Origin of the sequence: Burkholderia sp. SIMBA_051 (assembly GCF_046534915.1) — a bacterium.
Lineage (GTDB): Bacteria > Pseudomonadota > Gammaproteobacteria > Burkholderiales > Burkholderiaceae > Burkholderia > Burkholderia ambifaria.
In genome coordinates, this window is record NZ_JAWRXS010000002.1 from 221,110 (window position 1) to 236,889 (window position 15,780).

Genomic DNA, 15,780 nt, shown 5'->3' on the forward strand with positions numbered 1-15,780 from the left:
CCCCGCGAATGTTAGAATTGCGGGATTCCCTCGGCGGCGCACGCCGCCCAACTCCCCTTCGAAGAATCGCCATGACGTCCCAACTGCACAAAAAGGGCGAGGCCTGGTCGGCCCGCTTCTCGGAACCGATGTCGGAGCTGGTCAAGCGCTACACGTCGTCGGTGTTTTTCGACAAGCGCCTCGCGCTCGTCGACATCGCCGGCTCGCTCGCGCACGCGAGCATGCTCGCGGCGCAGAAGATCATCAGCGCCGACGACCTCGCCGCGATCGAACGCGGGATGGCGCAGATCAAGGGCGAGATCGAGCGCGGCGAATTCGAATGGCAGCTGGATCTCGAGGACGTCCACCTGAACATCGAGGCGCGCCTGACCGCGCTGATCGGCGATGCGGGCAAGCGCCTGCACACGGGCCGCTCGCGCAACGACCAGGTCGCGACCGACATCCGTCTGTGGCTGCGCGGCGAGATCGACCGCATCGGCGGCCTGCTGAACGACCTGCGCGGCGCGCTGATCGACCTCGCGGAAAAGAACGCCGACACGATCATGCCGGGCTTCACGCACCTGCAGGTCGCGCAGCCGGTCACGTTCGGCCATCACCTGCTCGCATACGTCGAGATGTTCACGCGCGACGCGGAACGCATGCGCGACTGCCGCACCCGCGTGAACCGCCTGCCGCTCGGCGCGGCCGCGCTCGCGGGCACCAGCTACCCGATCGACCGTCACGCCGTCGCGAAGACGCTCGGCTTCGACGGCATCTGCGCGAACTCGCTCGACGCGGTGTCGGATCGCGACTTCGCGATCGAATTCACGGCGGCATCCGCGCTCGTGATGACGCACGTGTCGCGCTTCTCCGAGGAACTCGTGCTGTGGATGAGCCCGCGTGTGGGCTTCATCGACATCGCCGATCGCTTCTGCACCGGCAGCTCGATCATGCCGCAGAAGAAGAACCCGGACGTGCCCGAGCTCGCGCGCGGCAAGACGGGCCGCGTGAACGGCCACCTGATGGCGCTCCTCACGCTGATGAAGGGCCAGCCGCTCGCGTACAACAAGGACAACCAGGAAGACAAGGAACCGCTGTTCGACACGGTCGACACCGTCGCCGACACGCTGCGGATCTTCGCCGAGATGGTCGCGGGCATCACCGTGAAGCCGGACGCGATGCGCGCGGCCGCGCTGCAGGGCTTCTCGACCGCCACCGACCTCGCCGACTACCTCGTGAAGCGCGGGCTGCCGTTCCGCGACGCGCACGAAGCCGTCGCGCACGCGGTGCGGATCTGCGACGACCGCGGGATCGACCTCGCCGACCTGACGCTCGACGAAATGAAGCAGGAACTGCCGAACGTCGCGCACCTGATCGGCGACGACGTGTTCGGCTACCTCACGCTCGAAGGTTCGGTCGCAAGCCGCAACCACGCGGGCGGCACCGCGCCCGACCAGGTGCGTGCGGCGGTCAAGGCTGCCCGCGCCGCGCTCGGCACGTAAGCCCGTTGTCCCGGGCGGACGCCTCCCCGGCGTCCGTCTTTCATTCGGGCGGCCGCCGCGCCGCCCATTGCCTGCCCCGCTTCCCGGATACCGCCGATGACCTTCTCCGCCGCGCTCTTCGACATGGACGGCCTGCTCGTCGATTCCGAGCGGACCATCATGAACACGTGGATCGACGTGTCGACCGCACACGGCGTCACGTTGACCGAGATCGACTACCTGCAGATCGTCGGGCGCTCGTTCGCCGAAGGCCAGGTGATTCTCGCGCGGCTGATCGGCGACACCGATACGTTCGACGCCGTGCGCCTGCTCGTGCGCGAACAGCTCGCCGCACCCGAACCCCATCCGAAGTTTCCGCTGAAAGCGGGCGCGCTCGCGCTGCTCGAGGCGCTCGCGCAGGCCGGCATTCCGTGCGCGGTCGCGTCATCGTCCGCGCGCGACGTGATCCGAGCACGGCTGGACGCGGTCGGCGTGCTGCCGTTCTTCCACGCGATCGCGGGCGGCGACGAAGTCGCGCGCGGCAAGCCCGATCCGGCCGTATACCGGCTCGCGGCCGAGCGCCTCGGCGTGCCGGCGCACGCGTGCGTCGCGTTCGAGGACAGCGACTTCGGCGCGCTGTCGGCCGCCGGCGCCGGCGCATCGGTCGTCACCGTGCCCGATCTGAAGGCGCCCACACCCGAGATCGTCGCGCTGAGCCTGCACGTGCTCACGTCGCTCGACGATGCGCTCGCGCTCGTGCCGTCGTGGTTCGGCGGCCTCGACACGCAGCAATCCGCGTAAGCGCCGCACGCGGCACGCCACATGCAAACGGGCACCCTCGGGTGCCCGTTTTGCGTTGCCGCGCCGGATGCCGGCGTCGCGGCGCCGCTACTTGTTGCCGGCCGTCTCCGACAGCCGCTTCATCGTCGCGATGCGCGCGCCGATCAGGTCGACGCGCCCGTCCTCGCCGACGAGCGGCGCCGTCGCATCGCGGAACGTGACCCATGCGCGTTGCGCGCGCACGAGCGTCGCGGCCGAATGCGCGGGCATCTTGCGACGCAGCTTCTGGTAATAGCGGTTCAGATCGAACAGCGCATGCTCGCACGCGGCATCCTGCACGCACGGCCGCACGCGGCCGATCGCCGGATCGCGCGGCACGTTCACAGGCTTCGCGCCGGCCGCCGCGGCGGCGCCCGGCGCCGCGCTCACGCCACCCTGCACACCGCTCGTCGCGGCCACCGGCACGGCGGCGGGCGGCGGCGCATAGCGGTCGGCCGCCGCGCGCAGCGCGAGTGCGCGATCGCGCACCGGCTGCAACTGCATGTCGGCGCTCGACATCGCGTATGCGGTGCCGCGCGTCGTGTCGTACACAGCCTTCAGCAACTGGATTTCATCCTTGCGCCACGTGACCCAGTGGCGCTGGCTGTCCTGCCAGCCGCGCTTCACGTCGGCCGGCGCATCGTCCGACAGGCGCTGGTACGCGCGGTCCATCACCGTCTGCCACTGCTGCTGCGCCTCGCCCATGCACTGGATCTGGCCGGCCGTCGACGACCGGTCGCGCCGCGCGAGACACTGCCGCATCGCGACGTCGATCGGGTCGGCCGCCGCCACTTCCGCCTGCGCGACATTCAATCCCGCCGGCCCTGCCGACCACGCGGCCCAGACGACGAGCGCGGCCAGCGCCGCGCGCATCGTCCGGATTCGTCCCTGCGCCGCCATCAGTCGCGCACGCAGTCGACGAAGTACTCGACGCGACCGTTCATTTCTTCCGCGACGAGGCCGTGGATGTCGGTATGGAAGCCCGGGAAGCGTTCGTTGAAGTCGCGCGCGAACCGCAGGTAGTTCACGATCGTCTTGTTGAAGCGCTCGCCCGGAATCAGCAGCGGAATGCCCGGCGGGTACGGCGTCAGCAGGATGCTCGTCACGCGGCCTTCGAGCTCGTCCAGCGGCACGCGGTCGATCTTGCGGTGCGCGAGCTTCGCGAACGCGTCCGACGGCTTCAGCGCCGGCTCCATGTCCGACAGGTACATCTCCGTCGTCAGGCGCGCGATGTCGTTCGCACGGTACACGTCGTGGATCTGCGTGCACAGGTCACGCAGGCCGACACGCTCGTAGCGCGGATGCTGCGCGACGAATTCCGGCAGCACGCGCCACAGCGGCTGGTTGTTGTCGTAGTCGTCCTTGAACTGCTGCAGCTCGGTCACCATCGAGTTCCAGCGGCCCTTCGTGATGCCGATCGTGAACATGATGAAGAACGAGTACAGGCCAGTCTTCTCGACGATGATCCCGTGCTCGGCCAGGTACTTCGTGACGATCGCGGCCGGAATGCCCGTCTCGCCGAACTCGCCGTCGACGTCGAGCCCCGGCGTGATGATCGTCGCCTTGATCGGGTCGAGCATGTTGAAGCCTTCGGCCAGCGGACCGAAGCCGTGCCAGTGGTCATTCGGCTTCAGCATCCAGTCCTCGCGCGAACCGATGCCTTCTTCCGACAGGTCGTCCGGACCCCACACGCTGAAGAACCAGTCGTCGCCGTATTCGGCATCGACCTTGCGCATCGCGCGGCGGAAGTCGATCGCCTCGGCGATCGATTCCTCGACGAGCGCGGTGCCGCCCGGCGGCTCCATCATCGCGGCCGCGACGTCGCACGACGCGATGATCGCGTACTGCGGGCTCGTCGACGTGTGCATCAGGTACGCCTCGTTGAAGCGGTGCTTGTCGAACGTGCGGTTCTCGGAATCCTGCACGACGATCTGCGACGCCTGCGAGATGCCCGCGAGCAGCTTGTGCGTCGAGTGCGTCGCGAACACGAGCGCGCCCGTGCGCGGACGGCCGTCGCCGATCGCGTGCATGTCGCGGTAGAAGTCGTGGAACGTCGCATGCGGCAGCCACGCTTCGTCGAAGTGCAGCGTGTCGAGCAGGTCGCCGAGCAGGTCCTTGATCATCTCGACGTTGTAGACGACGCCGTCGTACGTGCTCTGCGTGATCGTCAGGATGCGCGGCTTCAGGTCGGGATTCTCGCGCAGCGCTTCGCGTGCGAACGGGTTCGCCTCGATCTTCTTGCGGATGTTCTCCGGCTTGAATTCGTCGCGCGGGATCGGCCCGATGATGCCGAAGTGGTTGCGCGTCGGCGTGAGGAACACCGGAATCGCACCCGTCATCGTGATCGCGTGCAGGATCGACTTGTGGCAGTTACGGTCGACCAGCACGATGTCGCCGGGGGCGACCGTCGCGTGCCAGACGATCTTGTTCGACGTCGACGTGCCGTTGGTCACGAAGAACAGGTGATCCGCGCTGAAGATGCGCGCCGCGTTGCGCTCGGACGCCGCGACCGGGCCCGTGTGATCGAGCAACTGGCCGAGTTCGTCCACCGCGTTGCAGACGTCCGCGCGCAGCATGTTCTCGCCGAAGAACTGGTGGAACATCTGGCCGAGCGGGTTCTTCAGGAACGCGACGCCGCCCGAGTGGCCCGGGCAGTGCCACGAGTACGAGCCTTCGTCCGCGTACTTGACCAGCTCCTTGAAGAACGGCGGCGCGAGCGAGTCGAGATAGACCTTCGCCTCGCGGATGATGTGGCGCGCGACGAACTCCGGCGTGTCCTCGAACATGTGGATGAAGCCGTGCAGCTCGCGCAGGATGTCGTTCGGCAGATGTCGCGACGTGCGCGTCTCGCCGTACAGGAAGATCGGGATGTCCGCGTTGCGGCGGCGCACTTCGGTGACGAACGCGCGCAGCTCGATGATCGCGGTCGCCAGCTCGGGCAGCTCGCCGTCCGCGCCCGTTTCGCCGAGCATGAGTTCGTCGTCGTCGATCGACAGGATGAAGCACGACGCGCGGCTCGACTGCTGCGCGAACGACGTCAGATCGCCGTAGCTCGTGAGGCCGAGGACTTCGACGCCCTCCTTCTCGATCGCTTCGGCCAACGCCCGGATGCCGGAGCCCGAGATGTTCTCGGAGCGGAAATCTTCGTCGATGATGACGACGGGAAAACGAAACTTCATGGGCGATTCTCCAAAAAGAACGACCGCGGCGCGTCACGCGCAGCGGTCACCCGGAAACCGGTGAGACGATATGCAACCAGATCAGGTTTTCGGCAGCGTGACACCACGCTGACCCTGATACTTGCCGCCGCGATCGGCGTACGACACGTCGCACACCTCGTCGCTTTCGAAGAACAGCACCTGCGCGACGCCTTCGTTCGCGTAGATCTTCGCGGGCAGCGGCGTGGTATTCGAGAATTCCAGCGTGACGTAGCCTTCCCACTCGGGTTCGAACGGCGTCACGTTGACGATGATCCCGCAGCGCGCGTACGTCGACTTGCCGAGGCAGACCGTCAGCACGGTGCGCGGGATGCGGAAATATTCGACGGTGCGGGCCAGCGCGAACGAGTTCGGCGGGATGATGCACACGTCGCCCTTGAAATCGACAAACGAGCCCTCGTCGAAGTTCTTCGGATCGACGATCGTCGAATTGATGTTGGTGAAGATCTTGAATTCGTCCGCGCAGCGGATGTCGTAGCCGTAGCTCGACGTGCCGTAGCTGACGATCCGGCGGCCATCCTCGGACGCGCGAACCTGATCGGGCACGAACGGCTCGATCATCTTGTGTTCTTCGGCCATGCGCCGAATCCACTTGTCGGACTTGATGCTCATGCGAGCCTCCGCCGGGCTGTCCCAAAGAGGCTGACCGCCCCGTCGGAGGGCAGCGAACAAAGTGAGCGTTGGGGTCGTTTCATATCGGGGCGCCTGGAAACGCTGCGTGACAGTCGGTGACGGCCGTACCCGCGAGGCGGCGGCCGGGAAAGGCGCACATTTTACGCGATCATCGGCTCGCGCACGCGGCGGCCGTCAACGGATCACGCCGCACGCGAGCGCGGCGCCCGCGCCATGCTGCGAAAAGATCGGATCGCTCGGGTCGCGGTGCACCAGCGCCGCGCGGTTCATCGCGGAGCGCACGCCATCGAGGGCCAGATCGGGCGCGACGATGAAACCGGCCGCGACGCCGTTCGCGTCCGCATGGATATTGCCGAGATCGCCGGCGACCCGCGCGCCCGCGCGCAGCCGCTCGGCGGCCGGCGCGAACACCGGGCCGGCGCTCGAGCCGTCGCCCGCGTTGCAGTCGCCGCGCTCGTGCACCTGCAGCGCGTGATCGCTGTTCGGCGGCAGGCCGACCAGGTTGTACGTGACCTGGACGCCGTCCGGGCGTTCGACGAACGTCACCGCGCCGCGCGCCTGCGAGCCGACCGTCGGCTGCAACTGCGCGTCGGCGCGTTTTTCGTGCGACGAGGAAAAGGAGGTACAGCCGGCCAGCAGGCCCAGCGCGGCGGCGGCCAGCAGCGCGCGCCGCGCGCGGCCGGCGCGCACGCCGTGATGTCGTTGGTTCATTCGATCCTCATGCCGGCTGGCGGCTGTTGATGCGGCCGCCGTGCCGGGTGGGTAAAGGGACCCGGGAAAAGTCGCCATGATACCGCGCCTCGCGGCGCCGTAAACAGCGTGAGCCCCCGCCCCGCAAGGGTTTTACGTATTTTGAACAACGATCGACGGGAACTTCGACGTCATGTCGCGCGCGCGCTCGGCGATCGCCAGCGCGACGCCGCGCGCGATATCGCGGTAGCGCCGCGCCAGCGCGCTGTCCGGCTCGGCCGCGACCGTCGGCGTGCCGCTGTCGGCGCGCTCGCGGATCGCGATGTCGAGCGGCAGGCTGCCGAGCACGTTCACGCCGTAGTCCTGCGCCATCCGCTCGGCGCCGCCCGCGCCGAAGATGTGCTCCTCGTGGCCGCAGTTCGAGCAGATGTGGATGCTCATGTTCTCGACGATGCCGAGGATCGGAATGCCGACCTTCTCGAACATCTTGAGGCCCTTCTTCGCGTCGAGCAGCGCGATGTCCTGCGGCGTCGTCACGATCACGGCGCCCGTCACCGGCACGCGCTGCGCGAGCGTGAGCTGGATGTCGCCCGTGCCCGGCGGCATGTCGACGATCAGGTAGTCGAGCTCGCGCCAGTTGGTCTGGCGCAGCAGTTGCTCGAGCGCCGACGTCGCCATCGGGCCGCGCCACACCATCGGATTGTCTTCCTCGATCAGGAAGCCGATCGAGTTCGCCTGCAGCCCGTGGCCGATGAGCGGGTTCATCGACTGGTTGTCGGGCGACTCGGGGCGCTGGCCGTGAATGCCGAGCATCGTCGGCAGCGAAGGGCCGTAGATGTCGGCGTCGAGGATGCCGACCGATGCGCCTTCCGCGGCGAGCGCGAGCGCGAGGTTGACGGCCGTCGTGCTCTTGCCGACGCCGCCCTTGCCCGACGCGACCGCGACGATGTTCTTCACGTTCGGCAGCAGCTTCACGCCGCGCTGCACCGTGTGCGCGACGATCTCCTGCGACACGGCGACGCGTGCGTCGCGCACGCCCGGCACGGCCTTCAGCGCAGCGGCGATGCGCGCGCGCACGTCATCGTGCTGGCTGCGCGCGGGATAGCCGAGCACCACGTCGACCGCCACGGCGTCGCCGTCGATCGCGACGTTGCGCACGCCCTTGTGTGCCGCGTACGGGCGGTCGGTATTGGGGTCGACGACCGCCGCCAGCGCGGCGTCGACTTGTGCCCGGTCAATGCTCATCGAAACTCCGTGAAAACGTTTTTCTCCCGCGCAAACGTCAAAAAATATCAAATTACGCTGCGAAAATCGGGAAAAGTGAAAGAATCTGTTGCACGCCATTGCGCGAACGCGCGCGGCGGCGCAATCTTCGCGTGCGGCATGCTATGGGGCCAAATCGGCCGCCAACCGCCTATATTGTAGAGGCTGACGCATCACCTGTCCGGAACAGCCACGCTGGCGAACAGGGCATGCAGCCGCCTCGGCGGCTGCCGCGAGCCCGGGCCCGCCCGCCTTTGTCGGGCGCCCGTGGTGGGAGCCGTCACTGTTGTTTGTCGTCGTTGTCGACTCGTTCAACCAAGAAAGAGAGGAATCCAAGATGAACATGAAAATCGCGACCCGCTTGTCCGTCTTCGCATTGGCCGGCGCATTGCTGGCAGGCTGCGCCACGCAGCAAGGCAACAACGCGGCCGTCGGCACCGGCACCGGTGCGGCGCTGGGCGCGGGCATCGGCGCGCTGGCCGGTGGCGGCAAGGGCGCGGCGATCGGCGCAGGCGTCGGCGCACTGGTCGGCGGCGTGACCGGCTACAACTGGCAGGCGATCAAGAACAAGCTCGCACCGTCGGCAGCACAGACCGGCACGCAAGTGACCGAGCAGCCGGACGGCTCGCTGAAGCTGAACGTGCCGAGCTCGGTGACCTTCGCGACGAACCAGTACGCGATCACGCCGGCCTTCACGCCGCTGCTGAACGACCTGGCGACGACGCTGAACCAGAACCCGCAACTGACGGGATCGGTCATCGGCTACACGGACAGCACGGGTTCGGCACAGCTGAACCAGACGCTGTCGCAGAACCGTGCGCAAAGCGTCGTGAACGCGCTGGCGCAGCGCGGCGTCGCGGGCGGCCGTCTGTCGGCACAGGGCATGGGCCCGTCGAACCCGATCGCGGACAACGCGACCGAAGCCGGCCGTGCGCAAAACCGCCGCGTCGAGATCTACCTGCGCGCGCCGCAGCAGCATCAGTAAGCATCGCCACGAGAGGGAACGGGGCCGTGCGCCACGCGCACAGCCCCGCCGCACAAGGCTTCCAGCAGGATCCGTAACAAATCGAAAAAAATTTCGAACTTCCGTCGCGGCCTGCGGTCTGTCTTTACGGTACGCGGCTGGCGCTGCCGGCCCGTCACCATTCTCCTCTTGTCGTTGTTGCTCCGGGGCCGTATCCGCCCCGGTTTTTTTTGCCCGAAAATCGTGTGCTGCACCGCAGCATTTCACTGCCGGGCACGCGTCCCCCGCCCGCTCGCCCGTCGCGGCACCCCCTGTCGAACACCCGCCCCGGCTGACCGGCGCGCGCCCCTGCTAGAATCGCAGTTTCCGTCGTTTTCGCCGTTCTTCTACAGACCCTATGTCCGCATCCGACCTGACTTCCGTGCAGGCTACGGCGCCGCAAGGCCGCCGCCAGATCCTCGTTACGTCCGCACTGCCCTATGCCAACGGCCAGATCCACATCGGCCACCTGGTCGAGTACATCCAGACCGACATCTGGGTGCGGACGCTGCGAATGCACGGCCACGAGGTCTACTACATCGGCGCCGACGACACGCACGGCACGCCGGTCATGCTGCGCGCCGAGAAGGAAGGCCTCACGCCGAAGCAGCTGATCGACCGCGTGTGGACCGAGCACAAGCGCGACTTCGACAGCTTCGGCGTGTCGTTCGACAACTTCTACTCGACCGACTCGGACGAGAACCGCGTTCTGAGCGAGAGCATCTATCTCGCGCTGAAGGAAAACGGCCTGATCGCCGAGCGCGCGATCGAGCAGGCGTACGACCCGGTCAAGGAAATGTTCCTGCCGGACCGCTTCATCAAGGGCGAGTGCCCGAAGTGCCACGCGAAGGACCAGTACGGCGACAACTGCGAAGTGTGCGGCTCGACCTACCTGCCGACCGAACTGCTGAATCCGTACTCGGTGGTGTCGGGTGCGACGCCGGTGCGCAAGACGTCGACGCACTACTTCTTCCGCCTGTCCGACCCGCGCTGCGAGTCGTTCCTGCGCGAATGGGTCAGCGGCCTCGCGCAGCCCGAAGCCACCAACAAGATGCGCGAATGGCTCGGCGACGCCGGTGAAGCCAAGCTCGCCGACTGGGACATCTCGCGCGACGCGCCGTACTTCGGCTTCGAGATCCCGGGCGCGCCCGGCAAGTACTTCTACGTGTGGCTCGACGCGCCGGTCGGCTACTACGCGAGCTTCAAGAACCTGTGCGACCGCGAGGGCATCGACTTCGACGCGTGGATCCGCGCGGGTTCGACCGCCGAGCAGTACCACTTCATCGGCAAGGACATCCTGTATTTCCACACGCTGTTCTGGCCGGCCATGCTCGAGTTCTCGGGCCATCGCACGCCGACCAACGTGTTCGCGCACGGCTTCCTGACGGTCGACGGCGCGAAGATGTCGAAGTCGCGCGGCACGTTCATCACCGCGCAGAGCTACATCGACACCGGCCTGAACCCCGAATGGCTGCGCTACTACTTCGCCGCGAAGCTGAACGCGACGATGGAAGACATCGACCTGAACCTCGACGACTTCCAGGCGCGCGTGAACAGTGACCTCGTCGGCAAGTACGTGAACATCGCGAGCCGCGCGGCCGGCTTCCTGATCAAGCGTTTCGACGGCCGCGTGCAGGACAGCGCGATGAACCATCCGCTCGTCGCGAAGCTGCGCGATGCGATTGCGTCGATCGCCGCACACTACGAAGGACGCGAATACAGCCGCGCGCTGCGCCACACGATGGAACTCGCGGACGAAGTGAACGCGTACGTCGACGGTGCGAAGCCGTGGGAACTCGCGAAGGATCCGGCCAACGCGGTCGCGCTGCACGAAACCTGCAGCGTGAGCCTCGAGGCGTTCCGCCTGCTGTCGCTCGCGCTGAAGCCGGTGATGCCGCGCGTGGCCGAAGCCGTCGAGACCTTCTTCGGCGTCGCGCCGCTCGCGTGGGCCGACGCCGCGACGCCGCTGTCGTCGGCGCAGCCGATCAAGGCGTACCAGCACCTGATGACGCGTGTCGACCCGAAGCAGATCGACGCGCTGCTCGCCGCGAACCGCGATTCGCTGCAGGCCGACGCGGCGGGCGCCGCTGCCGCGGGTGCGACCGCCGCCAATGCCGCGAAGGACGCGAAGAACGCCAAGGCGAACGCGAAGGCGGTTGCCGCGAACGGTGCCGACGACGCTCCGATCTCGATCGACGATTTCGCGAAGGTCGACCTGCGCATCGCGAAGATCGTCGCGTGTCAGGCCGTCGAAGGCTCGGACAAGCTGCTGCAGCTCACGCTCGACATCGGCGAGGAAAAGACCCGCAACGTGTTCTCGGGCATCAAGTCGGCCTACCAGCCCGAGCAGCTCGTCGGCAAGCTGACGGTGATGGTCGCGAACCTCGCGCCGCGCAAGATGAAGTTCGGGCTGTCCGAAGGGATGGTGCTCGCCGCGTCGGCAGCCGACGAGAAGGCCGAACCGGGCCTCTACATCCTCGAACCGCACAGCGGCGCGAAGCCCGGCATGCGCGTGAAGTAAGCAGCACACGCCGCTCCCTGAGCAAGAAAGCCTCGCACGATCCGTGCGGGGCTTTTTTTCATGGCGCGGCGGGACCGCGCCCCTTCATCACCGCTGGCTGAACCAGCGATCGAAGCGCCGCGTGTAGTTCAGGTCGACGCCCTGGAACGTGCCGCCATACGCGGACACCGACCAGAAGCGCGTCAGGTTGATGGTCGCCTTGAACGCGTTGCTCGCCGATTGCAGCCCTTGCTCGTAACCGAGCACGAAGCGCTCGTTGATCGCCTTCGAGATCTGCACGACCTGCGCATCGGTCAGGCCGACATCGCTGCGGCCGATCGAGAATTCGTCGAGGCCGATGCTCTGCGCGACCCGCTTGCCGGTCGCGCTGCCGAGCAGCGCAAGCGCGGCGGTCATCGCATTCTGCTGGCCGACGTTGTTGCCCTGGTCGGTGCCGTGACCGAACAGCAGCCACGACAGCTTCTCGTTGTCGGTGACGTTCGGCTCGGACACGAGCTTGACCGTCGGCGACTGGATCGTGCCGATGACCTGCACGCCGGCCTCGACCTCCTGGTTGCGCCGCATCGCGAGGATGTTGATGCCCGGATTCGACACCGGGCCGTTGAACGTGAAGAAACCGTTCTCGACCGCGAGCTTGCGGCCGAACGACGTATAGGTCGACCCCTCCGTCACGCGCACGTTGCCGACCGCGCGCAGCGGCACGCCCGGCGCGCTCATCACGGTGATCGTGCCGCGCAGCCCGAGGTCCGCGCCGTGGCCCCGGAAGCGGAAGTTGTTGCCGAGGCCGATGTCGATGTTGGCGCGCGGCGCGAGCGACGGCGCCGGCTTTTCATCGACCTTCAGCGGCTTCGCGACCGCGGTGCCCGTCTGCACGTCGCCGCGCACCGTGCCGTCCGGGCGCACGATCACGACGTCGTCGGACAGATGTGGCGCGCCGTCCTCCGGCAGGTCGAACAGCGCGCGGTCGACGACGAACTTGCCGTTGATCGCCAGCGCGCCGCGCGGCCCGTCGTTCGCGACGGTCGCCTTGCCCGACAGCGACAGCTTGCGGTCCGGCGCCGCGAACAACTCGAGCTTGTCCGCGACGATGCTCGCGGTCAGGTCCGGCGCCTCGCCGTCGAGACGCACGCGGCCGATCGCGCGCAGCGTGCCGTCGCCGCCGTGGAACTCGACCTGCTGGAATTCGACGAGGTTCTCCGCGAGCTTCACGCGCACGATGCCGTCCTTCAGCTGCACGCCCTGGTCGACCAGCGTCGCGGACAGGTCGTCGCCCGTGAGGCTCCCCGACACGTTCGGCTTCACCGGCGTGCCCGCGACCGTCAGGTGCAGCGCCGCGCGCCCGCCGAGCAGGTAGCTCGGCCCGAACAGGTTGCCGGTCGCCTTCAGCGACGGGATATCGGCGTCGATGCGGCCCGACAGCGGACCATCGTCGACGACGCCGAACACGCCGTCGCGCAGCGCGAACGGGACGGTGACGTTCGCGGCGAGCGTGCCGATCCGGTTCGCCTTCGCGAGCGCCACCACGTTGAGCCGGTTGCCGGGTGCGAAGCTCGCGCGCGCGGACAGGTCGGTCAGCCCGAGCGACGCGATGCCGCGGCCGCTCTCGATCGTCACGTCGCCGCCGCGCCGTTTCATCTGCACATGGCCGGTCGCATTCGCGCCGAGCGAGAAGTCCCAGTCGGCATCGAGCACGACGTCGGTACGCACCGGCGGCCGCTGGCCCGTCAGCGCCTGGCGGACTTCGAAGAAACGCGCGACCGATGCATCGCGCACGGAGCCTGCCGAGCGCATCTGGCCGCGATCGAACACGAACGACTTCAGGTCGATCGACGCGCCTTCGAGCGTGAGCCGCGTCGCGCCGAGCGTCACGCGGCCGGCACCGGCCGATATGGTGAGCGGCGCCTGCAGCGCGAGCGCCGGCGTGCCGCGGTTCGCGAGGCGCGTGACGGTGCCGTCCCAGCGCATCCCGTCGCGGTTCTCGACCACGCCGCCGTTCGCCGCGAGCGTCAGATTGATCACGCGGCCGTCGGCGATCCCCATCGCCGACGCATCGAGCGTGTGCTTCGCGCGCGTGCCGTCGAGGTTCGCGCGCAGCGATTTCAATTGCAGCGAGCCGAGCGCGAGGTCGGTCGCATCAGCCGTGAACACGAGCGCGCCGTGCGCGCCGTCGCGGATGTCGGCGCGGCCCTGCGCGGCGCCGATCCGGTTCGAGCCGACCACGACGTGCTGAGCCTTGTAGGTGCCCATCACGTTCGGATGCGCGAAGCTGCCGGTCAGCTCGCCCTGCGCCTGCACCAGGCCCTGCATGCCGAAGCCGAGCCGGTCGAGCTGCGGCGCATCGACGACGAAGCGCAACCGGTCGCCCGGCGCGCCGAAGCTGCCGCGCAGGTCGACGTGGTTGCCCGCGATCGACAGGGTCGCGTTGCTCGGCAGGATCCGCGGGCCGACCAGCTGCACGACGCCGGCGCCGGTCAGCGGCACGCCGTCGTACAGGCTGTCGCCGAGCTTGAAGGTCGCCTTCGTCGACACCTGCGGCGCGAACGCGCCGGAGGCCGTCAGCGTGCCCGATACGCGCGTCTCGCCGTGCTTGACCGGCGCCTTGGTCGCTTTGGCCGCGTTCGCCGTCTTTGCGGTCTTCGCAGCCGTTTTTGCCGCCGGCTTGCCGCCAGCCGCGCCTGGCGCATTCATCGCGGCGAGCAGCAGCGGATCGAACGCCGTCAGCGTCGCCTTCGCGTCGTAGCTCGAATGCGCGTCGTGGCGGAACACGCCCGTCAGGTCGATCCGGCCCTTGCCGGCCGTCACGCGCGCATCGGTCAGCACCGTCTGCTGCGCCGTCAGCGCGACCTTCGCGCGCGCGCCGAGCGCGAGCTTCGGATCGTTCAGGTTGAAGTCGACGGTCGTCACGTCGCCCGCGAGCGTCACGCCGAGCGGGCCGCCGAGGCGCATCGGCCGCAATTGCGCGACGAATGCATTGAGGTCGAGATTCGCGACCTGCAGGTCGAAGCGGCCCTTGCCGCCCGTCAGCGTGCCGCCGCCGGTCACGCTGCCGTCGCGGATCAGCTTCAGCGCGAGGCCGTCGATCCGCTGCGCATGCGCGTCGAGATTCACGGTCGCATGCGCGTCGACGACCGGCAACAGATGCTCGCCGAGCAAGCCGGGCTTCGCGTTGACGATCGACACGGGGCCCGTCACCGCGAAGCCCTTCGCCGGTGCGGCGCCGGCCGGCGCGGTCACGGGCGCCAGCTCCGCGCGCACCGCGAGATCGGCGGCCGGCGCGCCCGGCGAAATCGCCTGCGGGTTCACGTGCTCGAACGCGATCGACGCCCGCGTGAGCGGCACCGCGCCGAACGGCGCGGCCTCGACGTGCGCGCGCCCGTTCAGCTTCATGCCGCTCGCGGCGACGTCGGCAACTAGTGCCTCGAGCGAACCCGACACGTTCGCGCTCGCGTTGACCGCTTCGTCGGCGAGCTTGCCCACGTAGGTCGCGTTGCCCGTCAGCGCGAACGGCTTCACGCCGTCGAGCTTCGCGCGCGCGGTGAGCGCGCCGTACGGCGTGTCGACGCCGTCGAGCGCGAGCTCATGGTGACGGCCGTCGCTGCGGCCGTTCAGCGCGAGATGGTCGAGCTGCGTCGTCGAGCCGCCTTCGTGGATCGCCAGGTGATCGACGCGCAGGTCATCGATTCGCACCTGCAGCGGCAGGCTCAGGTCCTGCGGTGTCGTGGCCGGTTTCGACGGCCCCGGCACGATCCGCACGTCGATCGTGCCCGCGCGCAGGTACGCGACCGACAGTCGCCACGGCGCGCGGGTCAGCGCCCAGCGGCCCTCGAGCCGGTCGATCCGCACTTCGGTGCCGGCGCCGCCGGGGCTCGTCCACGCGAAGCCGCGCAGCCGCACGCCGGTCGCGAGCGCGCCGCCGTCCAGCGTGCCCGTCAGCCGAGCGCCCAGCACGCGCACGGCCGTCTGCCAGGCGAGCCGCGTGCCGCGCTCGGTCGTCGCGGCGGCGAGCACGAGCCCGACCGCCAGCACGACGAGCAGCACGACCGTCGCGAGCGTCCACGCGACGACCCGGACCGCCCGCCCGCGGCGCGGTGCGCGCGGCGGCGCGTCGGGCGCGCGCTCGGGCGAATCCGGATCGTGAGGCGGCGGCGTGTCGTTCGGGTCCTTCGTCATGCG

General features: G+C 68.4%; 10 protein-coding genes. 4 read left to right on the top strand and 6 right to left on the bottom strand.

From position 1 onward, the window contains the following. Window positions 1-71 precede the first annotated feature (71 nt). Both argH and SB771_RS04985 read left to right on the top strand, forming a co-directional pair. Window positions 72-1,481: an argininosuccinate lyase gene (argH, locus tag SB771_RS04980; protein ID WP_175660254.1), complete on the top strand. Its 1,410-nt coding sequence runs from the start codon at window positions 72-74 to the stop codon at window positions 1,479-1,481. Between the two features lie 96 nt (window positions 1,482-1,577). Next, window positions 1,578-2,261, top strand: a complete 684-nt coding sequence (locus SB771_RS04985; protein WP_175656452.1) for an HAD family hydrolase — start codon at window positions 1,578-1,580, stop codon at window positions 2,259-2,261. Between the two features lie 87 nt (window positions 2,262-2,348). Here SB771_RS04985 and SB771_RS04990 read toward each other — a convergent pair whose 3' ends face one another. From SB771_RS04990 to apbC, 5 genes are all read right to left on the bottom strand, one after another. Further along, complete coding sequence (locus tag SB771_RS04990; protein WP_175660255.1) at window positions 2,349-3,179, bottom strand: lysozyme inhibitor LprI family protein; 831 nt, start codon at window positions 3,177-3,179, stop codon at window positions 2,349-2,351. After that, complete coding sequence (locus tag SB771_RS04995; protein WP_011657650.1) at window positions 3,179-5,458, bottom strand: arginine/lysine/ornithine decarboxylase; 2,280 nt, start codon at window positions 5,456-5,458, stop codon at window positions 3,179-3,181. The genes SB771_RS04990 and SB771_RS04995 overlap by 1 nt, the downstream gene beginning before the upstream one ends. Before the next feature lie 81 nt (window positions 5,459-5,539). After that, window positions 5,540-6,109: a dCTP deaminase gene (dcd, locus tag SB771_RS05000; RefSeq protein WP_006398615.1), complete on the bottom strand. Its 570-nt coding sequence runs from the start codon at window positions 6,107-6,109 to the stop codon at window positions 5,540-5,542. A gap of 195 nt (window positions 6,110-6,304) precedes the next feature. Further along, a complete protein-coding gene (gene sodC / locus SB771_RS05005) occupies window positions 6,305-6,841 on the bottom strand; it encodes a superoxide dismutase [Cu-Zn] (RefSeq protein ID WP_011657651.1) in 537 nt (178 codons plus the stop codon). Window positions 6,842-6,973: 132 nt separating this feature from the next. Next, window positions 6,974-8,065, bottom strand: coding sequence for an iron-sulfur cluster carrier protein ApbC (apbC, locus tag SB771_RS05010; protein WP_175660256.1), 1,092 nt, complete (start codon window positions 8,063-8,065; stop codon window positions 6,974-6,976). A gap of 355 nt (window positions 8,066-8,420) precedes the next feature. Between apbC and SB771_RS05015 the strand changes: the two genes are divergently transcribed. Continuing rightward, complete coding sequence (locus SB771_RS05015; RefSeq protein WP_012364456.1) at window positions 8,421-9,068, top strand: OmpA family protein; 648 nt, start codon at window positions 8,421-8,423, stop codon at window positions 9,066-9,068. A gap of 376 nt (window positions 9,069-9,444) precedes the next feature. Continuing rightward, on the top strand, window positions 9,445-11,607 hold the full coding sequence (metG, locus tag SB771_RS05020; protein ID WP_175660257.1) for a methionine--tRNA ligase: 2,163 nt from the start codon (window positions 9,445-9,447) through the stop codon (window positions 11,605-11,607). Window positions 11,608-11,694: 87 nt separating this feature from the next. On the opposite strand, the gene SB771_RS05025 is transcribed toward metG, so the two are convergent. After that, window positions 11,695-15,777 (bottom strand): translocation/assembly module TamB domain-containing protein, encoded by a 4,083-nt coding sequence (locus tag SB771_RS05025; protein ID WP_175660258.1) that lies wholly within the window; start codon window positions 15,775-15,777, stop codon window positions 11,695-11,697. Window positions 15,778-15,780 lie beyond the last annotated feature (3 nt).

Coding starts and splice junctions, on each gene's coding strand:
- argH (WP_175660254.1), top strand. CDS start 72: ATGACGTCCCAACTGCACAAAAAGGGCGAGGCCTGGTCGGCCCGCTTC.
- SB771_RS04985 (WP_175656452.1), top strand. CDS start 1,578: ATGACCTTCTCCGCCGCGCTCTTCGACATGGACGGCCTGCTCGTCGAT.
- SB771_RS04990 (WP_175660255.1), bottom strand. CDS start 3,179: ATGGCGGCGCAGGGACGAATCCGGACGATGCGCGCGGCGCTGGCCGCG.
- SB771_RS04995 (WP_011657650.1), bottom strand. CDS start 5,458: ATGAAGTTTCGTTTTCCCGTCGTCATCATCGACGAAGATTTCCGCTCC.
- dcd (WP_006398615.1), bottom strand. CDS start 6,109: ATGAGCATCAAGTCCGACAAGTGGATTCGGCGCATGGCCGAAGAACAC.
- sodC (WP_011657651.1), bottom strand. CDS start 6,841: ATGAACCAACGACATCACGGCGTGCGCGCCGGCCGCGCGCGGCGCGCG.
- apbC (WP_175660256.1), bottom strand. CDS start 8,065: ATGAGCATTGACCGGGCACAAGTCGACGCCGCGCTGGCGGCGGTCGTC.
- SB771_RS05015 (WP_012364456.1), top strand. CDS start 8,421: ATGAACATGAAAATCGCGACCCGCTTGTCCGTCTTCGCATTGGCCGGC.
- metG (WP_175660257.1), top strand. CDS start 9,445: ATGTCCGCATCCGACCTGACTTCCGTGCAGGCTACGGCGCCGCAAGGC.
- SB771_RS05025 (WP_175660258.1), bottom strand. CDS start 15,777: ATGACGAAGGACCCGAACGACACGCCGCCGCCTCACGATCCGGATTCG.